This is a genomic window from Collimonas sp. GW821-FHT07E08 (assembly GCF_059418905.1).
Genome location: NZ_JBWKQR010000002.1, coordinates 378,978 through 397,273 on the forward strand (window position 1 = coordinate 378,978; position 18,296 = coordinate 397,273).

Consider the following 18,296-nt stretch of genomic DNA (forward strand, 5'->3'; position numbering starts at 1 on the left):
ATAGTGCCTGCAAGGCTGGCCGTACGGCGTGCGGTCGGCTTTCACACGTCCATGTTTCCTCTGGTTTGAAATACACCGCCACCACGCTGTTTTTGTCTTGGAAAACATGAAGAAAATCATCTATTTTGCTGGCCTGCTGACCGTCATCGGCGTTACCGCCTTCACTGCAAACTGCTCGCAGGCCGAAGAAGCGGTTCCGGACAATTCCCTGACGTTCAATGCCAGTGTCGTCTCCGACTATCGCTTCCGCGGCATTTCCCAGACACGCCTGAAGCCGGCCCTGCAAGGCGGCGCCGACTATGGCAACAATCCTACCGGGCTATATGCGGGCACCTGGCTGTCGACGCTCAAATGGGTCAAGGACGGCGGCGGCGACGGCAATATCGAATGGGATATCTATGCCGGCAAGAAAGGTAACTTCACCCAGGACCTGAGCTACGATTTCGGCGTGCTGTCGTATGTCTATCCATCCAACGACCTGCATCCGGATGCCAATACGACGGAGCTGTATGGCCAGCTAGGCTATGGTCCGGCATACATCAAGTATTCGCAGTCGCTGACCAATCTGTTCGGCGCCGCCGACAGCAAGAACAGCGGCTACCTGGACATCGGCGCCAATATCGATGTCAGCAACGGCTATACGGTCAACCTGCATGCCGGCCACCAGACCGTCAAAAACAATTCGTCGCTGAGCTATAACGACTGGAAAGTCGGCTTGACCAAGGATTTCGGCTTCCTGTCCGGCAGCGTGGCCGTGATCGGCACCGACACCAAGAATTATGTGGGCCCGGCGCCGGATCGCAAGAACCTGGGGAAAACCGCGCTGGTAGTATCGGCGACCAAGACATTCTAAGGATTGCCGGCCGGCGGTTCCAATGGTACGGGTCGGAAGGCGCAGAGCCTTCCGGCCTGTAGCCATTGAAGGGCCGATACCGATACCGGGACCGGGACCGATACACGGACCGGCGAGGAGTTCATGTGGATTTCGGTATATCGTAGCGATAGCTGGATTCCATCTACAATTAACGCTACGATTTTACACAACCGTCTTATCGATGGCTTTCACAAGGCAACCAGTGTCTTCACCCTATTCAAACGATAACCTGCGCCCCGATCCGGATGCCTTGCTGGCGCAGCTGCAGGTGCAGGAAAGCCTGGCCGGGCGGGGCAAGCTGCGCATCTATTTCGGCGCTTCGGCAGGCGTCGGCAAGACCTACGCCATGCTCAGCGCCGCGCATAAGCTGCATAGCGAAGGGCGCGAGGTGCTGGCCGGCGTGATCGAGAGCCACGGCCGGGCGGAGACGGCGGCACTGCTGAACGGACTGGAAGTGCTGCCTTTGAAGCTGGTAAGCTACCGCGACAAGCAATTGCCGGAATTCGACCTGGACGCCGCCCTGCGGCGCAAGCCATCGCTGATACTGGTCGATGAACTCGCGCATTCCAATGCCTCCGGCTCACGCCATCCGAAGCGCTGGCAAGATGTGGAAGAGTTGCTGAACGCCGGCATCGATGTCTTCACCACACTGAATGTCCAGCACCTGGAAAGCCTGAACGACGTCGTCGGCGGCATCACCGGCATCCGCGTCGCGGAAACCTTGCCGGACACCGTCTTCGACGCCGCCGATGAGGTGGTGCTGGTAGACCTGCCTGCCGATGAATTGCTGAACCGGCTGAAACTCGGCAAGGTGTATCAGCTGCCGCAGGCCGAGCGCGCCTCGCGCAATTTTTTCCGCAAAGGCAACCTGATCGCGCTGCGCGAACTGGCTTTGCGGCGCACCGCGGATCGCCTGCAGGGCGATGTCCAGGCATACCGGATCGAAAAATCCATCGGCGCGGTATGGCAGACCGACGCCGCCTTGCTGGCCTGCGTCGGTCCCTCGCCCGGCGCGGAACACGTCATCCGCAGCACTGCGCGGCTGGCGACCCAGCTCAATGCCGAATGGCATGCGGTGTATGTCGAGACGCCGAAACTGCAGCGCCTTCCTTCCGCCAAGCGCGAACGCATCCTGAAGACGCTCAAGCTGGCGCAGGACCTGGGAGCGACCACCGCCGTGCTGGCCGGCAGCGAAGTGGGCGAGGTTGTGGCCGGGTATGCCCGCAGCCACAATTTCTCGAAGATCATCATCGGCCGCAGCCGGCGCCGCTTTCCCTGGCTAGCCAGCCATTCCGCGCGGATCGCGGCCCATGCCCGCGACATCGACCTGATCGCCATCGGCGCAAATTCGGCCAGCGCGGTGGAAAAGCCGGAAGCGGCCGGCTCCATCCTGCCGCGCCATTTGCCGATGCAGAGCCGGATCGAATGGTGGGGTTATGCCTGGGCGCTGGCGGTGTGCGTGCTGGTGACGCTGCTGGCGACGCCGATATTGCCGTTTTTCGACCTGGCCAACATCGTCATGCTGTACCTGCTGGCGGAAGTCCTGATCGCTATCCGCTATGGCCGCGGGCCGGCGATTTTTGTCGCCTTGCTGAGCATCGCTTCCTTCGATTTCTTTTTTGTGCCGCCGCGTTTTTCTTTTGCCGTCAGCGATTTCCAGTACCTGCTGACTTTCGGCGTGATGCTGGCGGTCGGCCTGACCATTACCCACCTGACCTCCGGCCTGCGCTACCAGGCCCGGATTGCCTCGGACCGTGAAGCGCGCTCGCGCGCCTTGTTCGAATTCGCCCGCGCCTTGTCGGGGGTGCTGCAGACGGAACAGATCTTCGAGACCAGCGGGCTGTTCCTGCAGCGCAGCTTCCAGGCCAAGACCTTGCTGCTGCTGCCCGACGAGGCCGGCCGGCTGCACCTGCCGGGCGTGATACCGGAGGACGTGGCCCATGTCGCCGCGGCGCTCGACATGGGCATCGCCCAGTGGGCTTTCGACAATGCCAGCAGCGCTGGCATCGGCACCGATACCCTGCCGGCCAGCAATTACCTGTACCTGCCTTTGGTGGCGCCGATGCGCACCCGCGGCGTGCTGGTGATCCTGCCGCACAACCGGCGCTGGATCCTGATCCCGGAGCAGCAGCAACAGTTGTATACCTTCGCTACCCTGACCGCGATTGCGCTGGAGCGCGTGCATTATGTCGAAGTGGCGCAAGACGCCCTGGTGCGCATGGAGTCGGAGCGTTTGCGCAATTCCCTGCTGTCGGCGCTGTCGCACGATTTGCGCACGCCGCTGACGGCCTTGATCGGCTTGTCCGAGTCGCTGGTGCTGTCGAAACCGCCGCTGCAGCAGAACCAGCAGGCGCTGGCTGCCGCGCTGCACAGCGAGATGCTGCGCATGAGCGCGCTGGTGACCAATTTGCTGGACATGGCGCGCATCCAGAGCGGCGAGGTCAAGCTGAACCTGCAGTGGCAGCCGTTCGAGGAAGTGGTCGGCAGCGCATTGCGCGCCAGCGGCTCAGCGCTGCATGGGCACCAGGTCGAGATCAGGGTGGCGCACGAATTGCCGCTGGTTCATTTTGACGCGGTGCTGATCGAACGCGTGCTGTGCAACCTGCTGGAGAACGCCGCCAAGTACACGCCGGCCGGCTCCCGCATCGTCCTGGCGGCGGTGGCGAACGCGCGCGTCCTGACGGTCACCGTCGCCGATGACGGCCCGGGGCTGCCGAGCGGCATGGAAGATACGATATTTGAAAAATTCACGCGCGGCGAGCGCGAATCAGCCAAGCCCGGCGTTGGACTCGGGCTGGCGATCTGCCGCGCCATCGTGGAAGCCCACGGCGGCAGCATCCATGCCCGCAGCGGCCGCCACGGCGAAAGCGGCGCTGAATTCATCTTCACCATTCCGCTCGGCGCGCCGCCCAGCATGCCGGACCTGGAAGAACACGAAGCGGGCGCCGGCGACGATACGGAGAAAGCATGACGATACAACCCACACCCATCGCGCTGCTGGTCGAGGACGAACCGCAGATCCGCCGTTTTGTACGCGCCGCCCTGGAAGATGAAGGCTGGCAGATTTTTGAAGCGGCCACCATGCAGCGCGGCCTGATCGATTGCGGCACCCGCAAGCCGAACCTGGTGATCCTCGATCTCGGCCTGCCGGATGGCGACGGCGTCGATTTCATCCTGGATGTCAGGAAGTGGTCGCGGGTGCCGATCATCGTGCTGTCGGCGCGCGTCAATGAAACCGACAAGATCAAGGCGCTCGACGCCGGCGCCGACGATTACCTGAGCAAACCTTTCGGCGTCGGCGAGCTGCTGGCGCGGGTACGCGCCACGCTGCGCCGCCAGCACCAGCCGCTGGCCGGCGATGACGGCCTGATCCGCTTCGGCGACGTCACGCTGGACCTGCAGGCGCGGCTGGTCACCAAGGCGCAGCAGCAGGTGCACCTGACGCCGACCGAGTATCGGCTGCTGTCGGTGCTGGTGGCCAACGCCGGACGGGTGGTGACCAATCCGCAGCTGCTCAAGGAAGTGTGGGGGCCGTCGCATTCGGAGAGCGGCCACTACCTGCGGATCTACATGGGACACTTGCGGCAGAAGCTGGAAGACGATCCGGCCCAGCCCAAGCACCTGCTGACCGAGACCGCGGTCGGCTACCGGATCCTGCTATCCCAATGACAGCCAACAAGAGGAGAAGAGCATGACCAGGCCGGACTGCATCAAGCATTGGCAAGAGATCCAAGGCGCGGACGATTCCAGTTATCCCGGCAGCGCCGAGCTGATGGCCATAGGTTCGCCGTTCGGCCGCGTGTTCGGCCTGAACCGGCTCGGCATCCACCATGAACTGCTGCCGCCGGGACGGCGCACGTCCTGGCCGCATGCGGAGAAGACCGAGGAAGAATTCGTCTATGTCATCGAAGGCGCGCCGGATGTCTGGCTGGACGGCCACCTGCACCGGCTGGCGCCGGGAGACGGCGTCGGCTTTGCACCCGGCACCGGCCTTGCGCATACCTTCATCAACAATACCGAGACCGATGTGCGGCTGCTGGTGGTGGGCGACCGCTTCCGCGCCGACAACCAGGTTTATTACGCCTTGCATGCGCAGCGCAACGCCGAGATCGGCGAGCAGCTTTGGCTGGATGCGCCGAAACAGCCGCTTGGTCCGCACGACGGCTTGCCGGACAAATTGCGGGAGTCCAACGGACCGTTCTGAAGGCGGGTATAGTCTTCACTCCTATCCACGCTTACAGGACCGATCCATGCCAAGTCGAGAACACGTTGAAAGTTTTATCGCGCTGGTTGTGCAAGGGAAGTACGTAGAGGCAATCCAGGAATTTTATACGGAAGATGCATCCATGCAGGAAAACCTGGAGCCGCCGCGCACCGGGCTGCAGGCGCTGGTGGCCGGAGAAGAAAAGGCGCTGGCGGCGTTCAAGGAAATCCGCACCGTGGCCGCCAAGTCTTTCCTGGTTGACGGCGACCGGGTCGCCATCAACTGGCTGTTCGAAATGGTCGCCCACGACGGCCGCAGTTTCCGGCTGGACGAAATCGCCTACCAGCTTTGGCGCGGCGACAAGATAAGCGAAGAACGTTTTTATTACGATCCTGGACAACGCAAGCTGGCCTGAAAACAGGGTGGTCGTCGTACATCCTGCCAAGTTGCAGGAATAGGTGTAAACTAGCGGACAGACAGATGCAACACTGCGTGCATCTGTCTTTTTGTTTACCCTACGGTTATCGGCAGTGTCACGTACTCTTCTCATTCCGCTCATTGTCGCCTGCGCGCTGTTCATGGAAAACATGGACGCGACGGTGATTGCCACCTCGCTGCCGGTATTGGCGCGTGACCTCGGCCAAGATCCCCTTACCCTGAAACTGGCGTTGACCTCATATGTGGTCGGCCTCGGCGTGTTCATTCCGATCAGCGGCTGGGTCGCCGACCGTTTCGGCGCGCGCACCGTGTTCCGTGCCGCCATCCTGGTGTTCCTGACCGGCTCGCTGATGTGCGCAGCCTCGAGCTCGCTGGCGGCCTTTGTCGCGGCGCGCTTCTTGCAGGGCATAGGCGGCGCCATGATGGTGCCGGTGGGACGTATCGTCATTTTCCGTTCGGTGCCGCGCACCGAGCTGGTCAAAGCCATCAGCTACCTGACCATTCCCTCCCAGCTGGGACCGGTGATCGGGCCGCCGCTGGGCGGCTTCATCACGACTTACTTCCACTGGCGCTGGATTTTCCTGATCAATGTTCCCATCAGCATCCTCGGCATGTACCTGGCCAGCCGCTACATAGAAAACTACCGTTCCGACGAATTGCAGCCGCTCGACATGAAGGGTTTCTTCTTGTCGGCCATCGGCAGCACCCTGCTGATGCTTGGCTTGTCGCTGATCGACGGCGAGCTGCTGGCGCCGGGGTGGGCGTTCGCCATGTGCTTGCTGGGCGGCCTGACCTTGTACGTGTATCTGCTGCATGCGAGGCGCGAACCGTTCCCGCTGCTGGACCTGCGCCTGTTGCGGATCCCGACTTTCCGCGCCAGCGTCATCGGCGGTTCGCTGTTCCGCATCGGCCTGGGGGCGGTGCCGTTCCTGCTGCCGCTGGCGCTGCAGGTGGGTTTTGGCATGAATGCCTTCCATGCCGGCACCATCACTTGCGCCTCGGCCTTCGGCGCGATCTTCATGAAAGCCATCGGCACTTCGGTCCTGCGCCGCTATGGTTTCCGTTCGGTGCTGATCTGGAACGCCTTGCTGGCCGGGCTGGCGCTGGCCTCGTATGGTTTGTTTACACCGACCACGCCTTACCTGGTGATGATGGCGGTGGTGCTGCTGGGCGGGTTTTTCCCTTCCATGCAGTTCACCTGCCTCAATACCATGGCTTACGCCGACCTTGACAGCGCCGACGTCAGCCGGGCGACCAGCCTGGCCAGCGTGGTGCAGCAGATTTCCTTGGGTTTGGGAGTGACCATCGGCGGCCTGGCGGTGCACCTGTCGAGCCGCCTGCAGGGGCACGCGACTATCGTGGCGGGGGATTTCTGGCCGGCCTTCATTGTCATCGGCCTGTTTTCGCTGGCGTCGATCCCGGTGACGCGGCGCTTGCCGTTGAATGCCGGCTCCGCCTTGACCGGGCACAAGCCGGCTTAAGTCCGCCGCCGCTACCGGAATACCGAGGTATCCGATAGCGGCTGCGGCTTCTACATCAGACTTCAGCAATACGCTTGGCGATATGCGCCAGCGCTTCTTCCACCTGGTCGACCAGGATCAGGCAAAGATCTCCCGGCGCCAGGTGCGACAGCGCGGTATCGATGGCGACGAATTCGCCGTTGATTTCTTCGGTCGACGTGGTGCGGCGGGCGTTCTGCAAACCTTCGCGCAGCAAGCCCAGCACTTCGCCGTCGGCGCGGCCGCGCTGGCACTGGTCCTGGTACAGGATCACCTGGTCGAATGCATCGCCCAGGATTTCGGTCTGGTGGCGGATGTCGATGTCGCGCCGGTCGCCGGCGCCGCTGATGACCACCGAGCGGCGTTTGGCGGGCATGCTGTCGATGGCCTTTACCAGCGCCTTGATTGCATCCGGGTTGTGGCCGTAGTCGGCAATCAGGGTTGCGCCGCGATAATCGAATACGTTGAAGCGGCCTGGCGCGGTGGCGGCATCGTTGACGAAGCTGCCGAGGCCGGCGCGGATCACGTCCCAGTCCAGGTCCAGGGCCCAGGCCGCGGCAATCGAGGCCATGGCGTTTTCGACCTGGAAGCCGATGGCGCCGTTGCGCGTCAGCGGGATGTCCTGCAGCAGGATCCGATGTTCCTGCTTGCCCTTGGCGGCGACGATGGCGTTGCCATCCTGGTACACCACCCGGTGGCCTTGCGCGCGATGGGTGGTCATCAGCGGGTGATGGAAATCGTGCGCGAAAAAGGTCACTGAGCCAGGGCAGGATTTGGCCATGCCGGCGACCATCGGATCGGCCGCGTTGAGGACGGCATGGCCGCCCGGAGCAACGTTTTCGACGATCACGCGTTTGACCACGCTCAAGTCTTCCACCGTGCTGATATAACTCAGGCCGAGATGGTCGCCCATGCCGATATTGGTGACCACGGCGACGTCGCAGCGGTCGAAGCCGAGGCCCTCGCGCAAGATGCCGCCGCGCGCGGTTTCAAACACGGCGGCGTCGACGTCAGGGTGCATCAGGACATTGCGGGCGCTGCGCGGACCGCTGCAATCGCCGGTATCGATGCGCTGTTTTTCGATATAGACGCCATCGGAATTGGTCATGCCGACGCGCAGTCCCTTGCGGCCCAGCAGGTGGGCGATCAGGCGCACGGTAGTGGTCTTGCCGTTGGTGCCGGCGACCGCTACCAGCGGGATGCGGCCGTTGTCGCCGCTGGCGAACATGGTCGACATGATGGCGGCGCCGACCGCGCGGCCCTTGCCGTAGGAAGGGCTGATGTGCATGCGCAAGCCGGGCGCGGCGTTGACTTCGACCACGCCGCCTTCCTGTTCTTCCAGCGGCTGGTGGACGTTGTTGCAGACGACGTCGACGCCGCAGATATCGAGCCCGACCATTTGCGCCGCGGCTACCGCGCGCGCCGCCAGTTCAGGGTGGACATCTTCGGTGACATCGGTGGCGGTGCCGCCGGTGCTCAGGTTGGCGTTGTTGCGCAACACCACGCGCACGCCTTGCTGCGGGATCGAATCCGCGGCGTAATTCTGCTTGGCTAGCGTCGCCAGGGCGATCGCATCGAAGCGGATCTTGGTCAGCGTGGTGGCATGGCCGTCGCCGCGCAGCGGGTCGCTGTTGACCTGGTCCACCAGCTGGCGGATGGTGCGTACGCCGTCGCCGATGACTTGCGGCGGATCGCGGCGGGCAGCGGCGATCAGCTGGTTGCCGACTACCAGCAGGCGGAAGTCATGCCCCGGCAGGTAGCGCTCGACGATCACTTCCGAACAGATCTTGGCGGCCACTTCGAACGCCGCCATGACCTGCTCGCGGGCGGTGATGTTGACCGCCACGCCCTTGCCCTGGTTGCCGTCGCGCGGCTTGAGCACCACCGGCCCGGCGATCTCCTGGGTCGCGGCCCATGCTTCTTCCGCGCTGGAGACCACCCGGCCCATCGGCACCGGGACGCCGGCCGCGTTCAGCAGCTTCTTGGTCAGGTCCTTGTCCTGGGCGATCGATTCCGCGATCGCGCTGGTGTGGTTGGTTTCCGCGGCCTGGATGCGGCGCTGGCGGCTGCCCCAGCCGAACTGCACCATGCTGCCGCTGGTCAGGCGCCGGAATGGAATCCCGCGCATGACCGCCGCCTGCACGATGGAGCCGGTGCTGGGCCCGAGGCGGATGTCTTCATCCAGTTCATGCAGGCTGGCCAGCGCGCCGGCGAGATCGAAGGGTTTGTCTTCCAGCGCCGCCAGGCACAGTTTCTGCGCCAGCTGGAACGCCATCCTGCCGACTTCTTCTTCGGTGTATTCGACGATGACCTGGTAGACGCCGCCTTCCAGGGTCGGCACGGTGCGGCTGAAGGTGACCGGGCAGCCGGCCTCCGATTGCAGGCCGAGCGCCGCTATCTCGAGCGCGTGCGCCATCGACACCACGTCGTTCTTGCTGCCGGCTTCCAGAAAGCCGATTTTCGGAAAGCGTTCACGCAACCTGGATTCGAAACCAGCGATGCCTGCAATGGCGCGTTCGGCATCGGTGCAAGACACGATGGCTTCGATAGCGGTATGTCGACTCCACAGATTGGGGCCGCGAAGTACTCGGATACGTGATACGTCCATCAACAGGTTTTCCTATTTATTACTGATAAAAAAAGCAGGAGGGCAGCGGCCCGTCCTGCTTAGATTTTTTAAGCCATCTCGAACGTTTCTATCCCTGCACGCATCAGGTCGTGAGAGATGTCCAGCGCCCAGGCGGCGGCAACCGCCGCCAATACGTTTTCAACCTGGAAGCCGTCCTTGCTGCGCGCGATCAGCGGCACGGTGGTGATGTCTGCCAGCAGCATTTCGTTTTTGCCGATCGCCAGCATGATCTGGTCGTTGCGCACGAACACGGCGCGCCGGTCTTGTTCCAGCTGTTCGGCGATCACCGGCAGGGTAGGGGAGATGCCAAAAAAGATCACTTCGCCGTCGCACAGCGGCGCCATGCCCGCCACCAGCGGATCGGCGGCATTCAGCACGGCGACGCCGCTAGGCAGCACGACGTCGACCTGGGTGCGCGTGACCTTGACCATTTCCTCGGCATCGCCGATGTAGTACTGCGGCGAGCTGTCGCCAGGATCGATATTGGTGACGACGCCGACCTGGCAGCGGTCATAGACCAGGCCTTCCGAGAGGATGGTGTCGTGGCTGTTCTCGAATACCGCCGCCTGGACCGCGCGGTTGATCAGCACCCGTTGCGCCGACTCCCAATTGGCGCGGTCGCCCTTTTCAACCCGGCGCTGGGCAAAATAAAGGCCGTCGCCGCAAGCCAGGCCGACATGGTTGCCGCTCAAATGCAGCTGCCAGGCGATCAGGCGCGAAACGGTGGTCTTGCCGTGGGTGCCGGTGACGCCGACGATGGGGATGCGGCCATTGTCGGCCGCGGCGAACAGGTGTTCGATGATGGCGCGGCCGACCGGGCGCGGCCTGCCTTCGGCCGGCTTGAGATGCATCAGCAGGCCGGGGCCGGCGTTGACTTCGACGATCGCCCCGCGCTGTTCTTCCAGCGGCCGGGAAATATCCTCGGCCACCAGGTCGACGCCGGCGATATCCAGGCCCACCACGCGCGCGGCGAGCGAGGCCGCTGCGGCGACGCTGGGGTGGACCAGGTCGGTGACGTCGATGGAAACGTTGCCGTTGCGCTGGATCAGCACCTGCTTGCCTGCAGGCGGGATCGATTCGCCGTTGAAGCCTTGCCGTTCCAGCTCCACCCGCACCACCGGTTCTTCATCCAGCAGCACCAGGCTCAGCGGGCACTCTTCGAGTTCGCCGCGGCGCGGATCGGAATTGATCTGGCTGTCTATCAGCTGGCGGATGGTCGATTTGCCATCGGCGCTGATCGACAGCGGCTCGCCGCGCGCGGCAGCCGCCAGGCGGCCGCCGACAATCAGCAGCCGGTGTTCGTTGCCGCGGATGAAACGTTCGACGATCACGCTGCTGCCTTCTTCCAGCGCCAGGGCGTAGGCGGTTTCGATTTCAGCCTGGGTATTGAGGTCGATGAAGACGCCGCGTCCATGGTTCGCATCGGAAGGCTTGACCACCACCGGCAAGCCGATATCTTCAGCGGCTTCCCAGGCTTCGGCGGCGCTTTCCACCAGTTGTCCTTCCGGCACCGGCACGCCGCAAGCCTGCAGCAGGCTCTTGGTCAGGTCCTTGTCGCTGGAGATGCTTTCGGCGATGGCGCTGGTCTGGTCGGTTTCCGCGGTCCAGATGCGGCGCTGGCGGATACCGTGGCCGAGCTGCACCAGGTTGCCTTCGGTGAGGCGGAACGAGGGGATGCGCCGTTCTTCCGCGGCTTCCACGATGCAGGCCGTGCTCGGCCCCAGGCAACGCGAATCCACCATGCTGCGCAGTTCGACGATAGTGGCAGGGACGTCGAACGGTTTGTCTTCAATCGCCGCCATGACCAGGTCGCGTGCGGCATGCAGGGCGGCGCGGGTAACCTGCTCGTGGCGCGCGCGCACCGCAACCTTGTAGACGCCGCGCACTGAAGTGCTGCGCGCCTTGCCGAAACCGCCGGGCATGCCGGCCAGGTTTTGCAGTTCCAGGGTGACGTGTTCGAGGATGTGGCCGGGCCAGGTGCCGTCTTGCAGGCGTTGGACAAAACCGCCGCGTTCGCCATAGCTGCAGCGGTGCTCGATCAGGGTAGGCAGCCAGCTGGTCAGGCGCTGGTTGAAGCCGGGCAATGTATTCGACGGGAAATCTTCCAGTTCGCCAATATCGATCCACGCCTCAAGGGTTGACCGGTACGTCCAGATGTTTGGTCCGCGTAGCGACATGATGCGGAGAATTTCAATGTTTTTCATGAGTGAGCAATGAGGCTATGCAATAGGGCTGCGTTCGTGCTGAAAATTTTTTTCTTGTTTTCTGGTGCCGGTTCAACACCCTGCAACTATCTGTAACGCGCTAATGCACGAATCGGTTTACAGAAGCTCACTTAAAATAGCAAAATGATAGGGTTATGGTAACGAAATGTAACGTTTCCGAAAAACACGATAGGATATAATACTTGCGGCAGACGATGTGCGCCATTTGAGGCGATTTCACACAAAATTCAATCCGATCCGTGCATGCATGCGGACACACCATGCCGTTTAGATGAAAAGCAACCCTTTATCCCCTGTGCCTACTCCCGGTAATTATTTATCCCATATCCTGCCCGCCGATTTGCGTGCTGAAATAGCAACTTTACTGGTTCCGGACGAAGAAGTGCTAGCGTCGCTGGAGATTGATCTCAACGCTTCACTGCATTTTGCGCGCGGCACGGTATTGCTCACCAATCGCCGCCTGCTGGCCAAGATGGAGCAGGACAGCAGCTGGCGCGAATGGGCTTACCGGCCAGGCCTGACGCTGGGCCACCACGACCATGCCGGCGTCGGCAGCCTGGAACTGTGCGACGAGCAGCGGCAGCTGGCTTGCTGGCGCTACACGCTTGGCCTCAACCTGGAAGCGCTGCGCCTGATCAAGCTGTTCGAGCAGCAGCGCGACGATTACCTGGCCGGGCGTTCCGCCGCGCGCCAGGAGCAGGCGCTTTGCCCGCAGTGCCAGGCGCCGCTGCCGCCGGGCAGCGACGAATGCCTGATCTGCCCGGAAAAAGGCGAAGCACCGTCGTCGACCTGGGCCTTGTTCCGGCTGGCGCGTTTTGCCAAGCCGTACAAGGGCATGCTGCTGCTGGGTTTTATCCTGATGCTGATCTCGACCGCGGCCACCCTGGTGCCGCCGTACCTGATGGGGCCGCTGATGGATAACGTGCTGATTCCTTACCAGAACGGCAAGCCGATCAATTACGACCTGGTCAAGCTCTACCTGTCCGGCCTGCTGGCTTCCGCCCTGGTGGCCTGGAGCCTGGGCTGGGCCCGCACCTATATCCTGGCCCTGGTCAGCGAGCGCATCGGCGCCAATCTGCGCACCACCACCTATGAACATCTGCTGCGCCTGTCGCAGGAGTATTTCGGCGGCAAGCGCACCGGCGACCTGATGGCGCGCATCGGCTCCGAAAGCGACCGCATCTGCGTGTTCCTGTCCTTGCACCTGCTGGATTTCGCGATCGACGTGCTGATGATCGTCATGACCGCGGTGATCCTGTTCTCGATCAATCCCTGGCTGGCGCTGGTGACCCTGGTGCCGCTGCCGTTCATCGCCTGGATGATCCACCTGGTGCGCGACCGGCTCAAGCACGGCTTTGAAAAGATCGACCGCATCTGGGCCGAAGTGACCAATGTCCTGGCCGACACCATCCCGGGGATCCGCGTAGTCAAGGCGTTTGCCCAGGAAAAACGCGAAGCCGCGCGTTTCCGCGACGCCAACCAGCACAACCTGCTGGTCAACGACCGCGTCAACAAGATCTGGTCCCTGTTCTCGCCGACGGTCACCTTGCTGACGGAAGTCGGGCTGCTGGTGGTCTGGGTGTTCGGCATCTGGCAGGTCTCGAAAAACGAAATCACGGTCGGTGTGCTGGCCTCGTTCCTGGCTTACATCAGCCGCTTCTATACCCGTCTCGATTCGATGAGCCGTATCGTGTCGGTGACGCAAAAGGCGGCGGTCGGCGCCAAGCGCATCTTTGAAATCCTGGACCACGTATCGAGCGTGCCGGAACCGGCCAACCCGGTGCACCTGGAGCATGTGAAAGGCGCCATCGAATTGCGCAACATCGGTTTCCGCTACGGCAACCGGGCGGTGATGCGCGACGTCAACCTGACCATTGCGCCGGGCGAGATGATCGGCCTGGTGGGCCATAGCGGCTCCGGCAAGAGCACGCTGGTCAACCTGATCTGCCGTTTCTACGATGTATCGGAAGGATCGATACGGATCGACGGCGTCGATATCCGTTCCATGCCGATCTCGGAATACCGCCGCAACATCGGCCTGGTGCTGCAAGAGCCGTTCCTGTTCTTCGGCACCATCGCGGAGAATATCTGCTACGGCAAGCCGGAAGCCACGCGCGAAGAAATCGTCGCCGCCGCGCGCGCCGCCCATGCCCACGAATTCATCCTGCGCCTGCCGCAAGGCTACGACTCGCTGGTAGGCGAGCGCGGCCAGGCGCTGTCCGGCGGGGAGCGCCAGCGCATCTCGATTGCGCGCGCCTTGCTGATCGATCCGCGTATCCTGATCATGGACGAGGCTACCTCGTCGGTCGACACCACCACCGAAAAGGAAATCCAGAAAGCGCTGGACAACCTGGTGCAGGGCCGCACCACGATTGCGATTGCGCACCGCCTGTCGACCTTGCGCAAGGCTGACCGGCTGGTGGTGCTGGACCGCGGCCAGATCGTCGAAGTCGGCAGCCATGACGAACTGATGCTGCGCGAAGGCGCTTATTACCGCCTCTACCAGGCGCAGCTGCGCAATGCCGATACCGAGCCGACCCTGGTCGATGAAGACAGCGAAGACAGTGACGAGAGGGCAGCATGACAAGCCATGATTTCAAACTCAGCCGCAATGCCTTCGGCCGCCTGGTGTACACCGCGGTCAACGGCGAGGTGCATGAAGGCGTGGTGCCGGTGCGCGCCTTCCCTATCGGCGCGCCGGACGACGGTATTTCGCTGGTGAACGGCGACGGCCAGGAACTGGCCTGGATTTCACGCTTGAGCGATTTGCCCGGCGAAACCCGGGCGATGGTTGAAAAAGAACTGGCGAGCCGCGAATTCATGCCGGAAATCCGGCGTATCCAGCGGGTTTCCAGCTTCACCGCGCCGAGCACCTGGTATGTGGAAACCAACCGCGGCGATGCTTCTTTCACGCTGAAAGGCGAAGAGGACATCCGGCGCATCGTGGCGACCAGCCTGCTGATCGCCGACAGCCATGGCGTGCAGTTCCTGATCCGCGACACCCAGGCGCTGGACAAGGCCAGCCGCAAGATACTGGATCGTTTCCTGTAAGCGGCAGCGGCCCTCGCGGGCCGCGTTCCCTCAGAACTGTTCGTCCGCGCCCAGGTAGCGCCATTGCCCCTCAGGCAAATTCCCCAGCTTCACGCCGCCGATACGCACCCGTTTCAATCCCAGCACCTTGAGGCCGACCATGTCGCACATGCGGCGGATCTGGCGTTTTTTGCCTTCGCGCAAAGTAAAGCTCAGCTGGTCGTCGTTCTGCCATTTGACGATGGCCGGCTTGAGCTTCTTGCCGTCCAGCGTCAGGCCGTGGTTGAGGCGGCGCAGTTCGGCGTCGGGCAGCTTGTCGCCCTTGGTGTAGCGTACCCGCACCAGGTATTCCTTGTCGACGCTGGTTTCTTCGCCGATCAGGTGCTTGGCGATGCGGCCGTCCTGGGTCAGCACCAGCAAGCCGACCGAGTCGATGTCGAGGCGGCCGGCCGGCACCAGGCTGCGCAGCTGGGTCGGATGGAACAAAGTCGGCGAGCGGTCCTCGCTCCAGCGGTTGGCTTCCTTGACCAGCGCCACCGCCGGCTGGTAGCCGTCTTCGGCCTGGCCGCTGACATAGCCGACCGGCTTGTTTATCAGGATGGTGACGCGTTTCGATTGTTCGGCCGCTGCCTGGCGTTCCACGCTGATGCGCTGGCTGGGCAGGACTTTGCTGCCGAGTTCCGATACGACGACGCCGTCGACCCGGACCCAGCCGCGTGCGATCCATTCGTCGGCTTCGCGGCGCGAGCACAGCCCGAGTTCTGACATGCGTTTGGAAAGGCGTAATGGTTCGGTCATGAGAGGCAAGAAATAAAAAGGATAAAAAAACAAAAACAGGATGGATCAGATATGCAGCGCATCCAGCAGGTCGGTTTCCAGCTGGATCTGCAGGCGCGCGTGGTTGAGCGCGTTGCCGTCGACCAGGAACACGTCTTCGACCCGTTCGCCGAGCGTCATGATCTTGGCCGTATGCAAGTTGATCTTGTGCTTGGCCAGCACGCTGGCGACTGAAAACAGCAGCCCGGTGCGGTCGTTGGCCGTGATCGACAGCAGGTAATACTGGCCGCGCTCGTCGGGGCGCAGGTCGACCGTCGGCGTCACCGGGAAGGTGCGCGACAGGCGCGACAGGCGTCCCTTGGACGGCGCCGGCAGGGGGCTGTCGGCTTGCAGCAGCAGGGTCAGTTCATGCTCGATCAGGTTGATGATGTCGCGGTAGTGCTTGGCGAACAGCGGTGCGCTGATCAGGAAAGAATCGAGCGCGTAGCCTTGCTTGGTCGTCTGGATCTTGGCGTCCAGGATGCTGAAATTCTTGCTGTCGAAATAGCTGCAGATGCGGATGAACAGGTCGCTCCGGTCCTTGGTGTAGACCGCGACCTGCAGGCCCTCGCCGATCGGCGCCAGGCGGCATTTGACGATCGGGCTGGCGCTGTCGGTCTGGTTGTAGAAGGAACGGGTCTGCCAGGCGATGTCGGACGCGTCGTGGCGCAGGAAATAGGCAACGTCGAGCTGGCGCCACAGGGTTTCATGGGCGTCTTCCGCCAGGCCGTACAGGCGCAGCGTTTTCAGCGCTTCTTCCTGGCGGTTTTTCAGCTCGCGGTCAGCCGACGGCGTTTCGCCGCCGAGCACGCGCAAGGTCATGCGGTACAGGTCTTCCAGCAGCTTGCCTTTCCAGGCGTTCCATACCTTGGGACTGGTGCCGCGGATGTCGGCCACGGTCAGCAGGTAGAGCGCGGTCAGGTGCCGTTCGTCCTTGACCGTATTGGCAAAATTAAGGATCACTTCGGGATCCGACAGGTCCTGTTTCTGCGCTACCTGCGACATGGTCAGGTGGTGCTCGACCAGGAACACCACCAGCGCGGTATCTGCCGGCGCCAAACCGTGCTGCTGGCAGAAATGCAGGGCGTCGGTCATGCCCAGCTTGGAGTGGTCGCCGCCGCGGCCCTTGGCGATGTCGTGGAACAGGGCGGCGACATACAGCAGCCAGGAGCGCGGGAAGTTGGCGATCAGCTGGCTGCAGAACGGATATTCATGCGCATGCTCGCTCATCGTGAAGCGGCGCACGTTGCGCACCACCATCAGGATGTGCTGGTCCACGGTGTAGACATGGAACAGGTCGTGCTGCATCTGGCCGACGATGCGGCGGAAGTTCGGCAGGTAGCGGCCGAGGATGCTGGTCTGGTTCATGCCGCGCAGCGCGTGGGTAATCCCTTGCGGCGCCTGGATGATCTGGATGAACAGCGAGCGGTTGTGCGGATCGCGGCGGAAGCTGTTGTCGATCTTGACGCGGGCGTGCCACAGGGCGCGTCTGGTGCGCGCGGTCATGTCCTTCAGCTCGCTGTGCTGGGCCAGCAGCAGGAACAGTTCCAGCATTGCCGACGGCGTGGTCTTGAACAGGTCGTCGTGGGCGATGTCGATCAGGCGGTTCAGGTGGTTGAAGCGGTCGTTGATGCGTTGCGGCACCATCGGCTGCGGGAACAACTGCACTTCGATGTTCTGCAGCAGGATGGTGTTGAGCTGGGTTACCGCCTTGGCCGCCCAGTAATAACGCTGCATCAGGTATTCGCTGGCGCGCCGGGTTTCCGTGGTCTGGAAGCCGAGCGCTTCGGCGATCGGGGTCTGGACGTCGAATACCAGCCGGTCTTCGCGGCGGTTGGTATAGATGTGCAGGCGAATCCGGATATCCTTGAAAGCGCGCTCCTGGCGCGCCAGCTGGCGCGCCTCGGCAGCCGTGATCAGGCCGCGCTGGGCCAGCTTGGGCCAGGATTCGCCAAGGCCGGCAGCCTTCGCCACCCACAGGATCACTTGCAGGTCGCGCAGGCCGCCCGGGCTTTCCTTGCAGTTCGGCTCCAGGCTGTACGGCGTGTCTTCATATTTGACGTGGCGCTGCTGCATTTCCAGGATCTTTCCCTGGAAAAAGGCGCAGGCGTCCATGGCGGCGCTGCAGCGTTCCTGCAGCTGCAGGAACAGCGGGTGGCTGCCGCTCACCAGCCGTGCTTCCAGCAGGCTGGTCTGGACCGTGATGTCGGCGGCGGATTCGCTCAGGCACTCGTCCACGGTGCGGATGCTGTGGCCGATTTCCAGGCCGATATCCCAGAACAGCTGCACCAGCTGCTCCAGCGTGGCTTTCAGCGCGGCATCCGGGCTGGCCTCGAGCAGGATCAGGACGTCGACGTCGGAATGCGGAAACAGTTCGCCGCGGCCGTAACCGCCGACCGCCACCAGCGCTGCGCTGGACGGCAGTTCCAGCATTTTCCAGGCTTGCGTCAGGGCGATGTCGACGCTGCGCCGCAGCGCGGTCAGCAGTTCGCCGGGTTTACCGTCCGCCAGAAAGGCTGAGATGATGGTTTGCCGCTCGGTCCTAAGCTGTTTTTTGAGTGTGGCGGCAAGTGTCGTCATG

General features: G+C 62.8%; 12 protein-coding genes. 8 read left to right on the forward strand and 4 right to left on the reverse strand.

What is annotated here, in order from left to right; translation table 11 throughout:
* Positions 1-106 precede the first annotated feature (106 nt).
* From AC07RZ_RS04205 to AC07RZ_RS04230, 6 genes are all read left to right on the forward strand, one after another.
* Positions 107-853, forward strand: coding sequence for a TorF family putative porin (locus tag AC07RZ_RS04205; RefSeq protein WP_494667007.1), 747 nt, complete (start codon positions 107-109; stop codon positions 851-853).
* Positions 854-1,076: 223 nt separating this feature from the next.
* A complete protein-coding gene (kdpD, locus tag AC07RZ_RS04210) occupies positions 1,077-3,845 on the forward strand; it encodes a two-component system sensor histidine kinase KdpD (RefSeq protein WP_494667008.1) in 2,769 nt (922 codons plus the stop codon).
* The gene (gene kdpE, locus AC07RZ_RS04215; RefSeq protein WP_175500952.1) at positions 3,842-4,543 is read left to right on the forward strand and encodes a two-component system response regulator KdpE; all 702 of its coding nucleotides are present in this window, start codon (positions 3,842-3,844) and stop codon (positions 4,541-4,543) included. The genes kdpD and kdpE overlap by 4 nt, the downstream gene beginning before the upstream one ends.
* Positions 4,544-4,565: 22 nt before the next feature.
* The gene (locus AC07RZ_RS04220) at positions 4,566-5,078 is read left to right on the forward strand and encodes a cupin domain-containing protein (RefSeq protein WP_144738828.1); all 513 of its coding nucleotides are present in this window, start codon (positions 4,566-4,568) and stop codon (positions 5,076-5,078) included.
* Positions 5,079-5,124: 46 nt separating this feature from the next.
* The gene (locus AC07RZ_RS04225) at positions 5,125-5,493 is read left to right on the forward strand and encodes a nuclear transport factor 2 family protein (protein ID WP_144738829.1); all 369 of its coding nucleotides are present in this window, start codon (positions 5,125-5,127) and stop codon (positions 5,491-5,493) included.
* Positions 5,494-5,608: 115 nt separating this feature from the next.
* Entirely contained in the window at positions 5,609-6,997 is a 1,389-nt protein-coding gene (locus AC07RZ_RS04230; RefSeq protein ID WP_494667009.1) for an MFS transporter, read from the forward strand.
* A gap of 55 nt (positions 6,998-7,052) precedes the next feature.
* Here AC07RZ_RS04230 and cphA read toward each other — a convergent pair whose 3' ends face one another.
* Positions 7,053-9,623, reverse strand: a complete 2,571-nt coding sequence (gene cphA, locus AC07RZ_RS04235; protein ID WP_494667010.1) for a cyanophycin synthetase — start codon at positions 9,621-9,623, stop codon at positions 7,053-7,055.
* 68 nt (positions 9,624-9,691) lie between these two features.
* Complete coding sequence (locus AC07RZ_RS04240; protein ID WP_494667011.1) at positions 9,692-11,848, reverse strand: cyanophycin synthetase; 2,157 nt, start codon at positions 11,846-11,848, stop codon at positions 9,692-9,694.
* A 292-nt stretch (positions 11,849-12,140) separates the two neighbouring features.
* Between AC07RZ_RS04240 and AC07RZ_RS04245 the strand changes: the two genes are divergently transcribed.
* Positions 12,141-14,453: a cyanophycin metabolism-associated ABC transporter gene (locus tag AC07RZ_RS04245; RefSeq protein WP_494667012.1), complete on the forward strand. Its 2,313-nt coding sequence runs from the start codon at positions 12,141-12,143 to the stop codon at positions 14,451-14,453.
* Entirely contained in the window at positions 14,450-14,920 is a 471-nt protein-coding gene (locus AC07RZ_RS04250; protein ID WP_092396446.1) for a cyanophycin metabolism-associated DUF1854 family protein, read from the forward strand. The genes AC07RZ_RS04245 and AC07RZ_RS04250 overlap by 4 nt, the downstream gene beginning before the upstream one ends.
* Positions 14,921-14,950: 30 nt before the next feature.
* Here the strand turns inward: AC07RZ_RS04250 and AC07RZ_RS04255 are convergent, their stop codons facing one another.
* Both AC07RZ_RS04255 and AC07RZ_RS04260 read right to left on the reverse strand, forming a co-directional pair.
* Entirely contained in the window at positions 14,951-15,697 is a 747-nt protein-coding gene (locus AC07RZ_RS04255) for a pseudouridine synthase (protein ID WP_144738835.1), read from the reverse strand.
* A gap of 45 nt (positions 15,698-15,742) precedes the next feature.
* Positions 15,743-18,295: a [protein-PII] uridylyltransferase gene (locus AC07RZ_RS04260; RefSeq protein ID WP_494667013.1), complete on the reverse strand. Its 2,553-nt coding sequence runs from the start codon at positions 18,293-18,295 to the stop codon at positions 15,743-15,745.
* Position 18,296 lies beyond the last annotated feature (1 nt).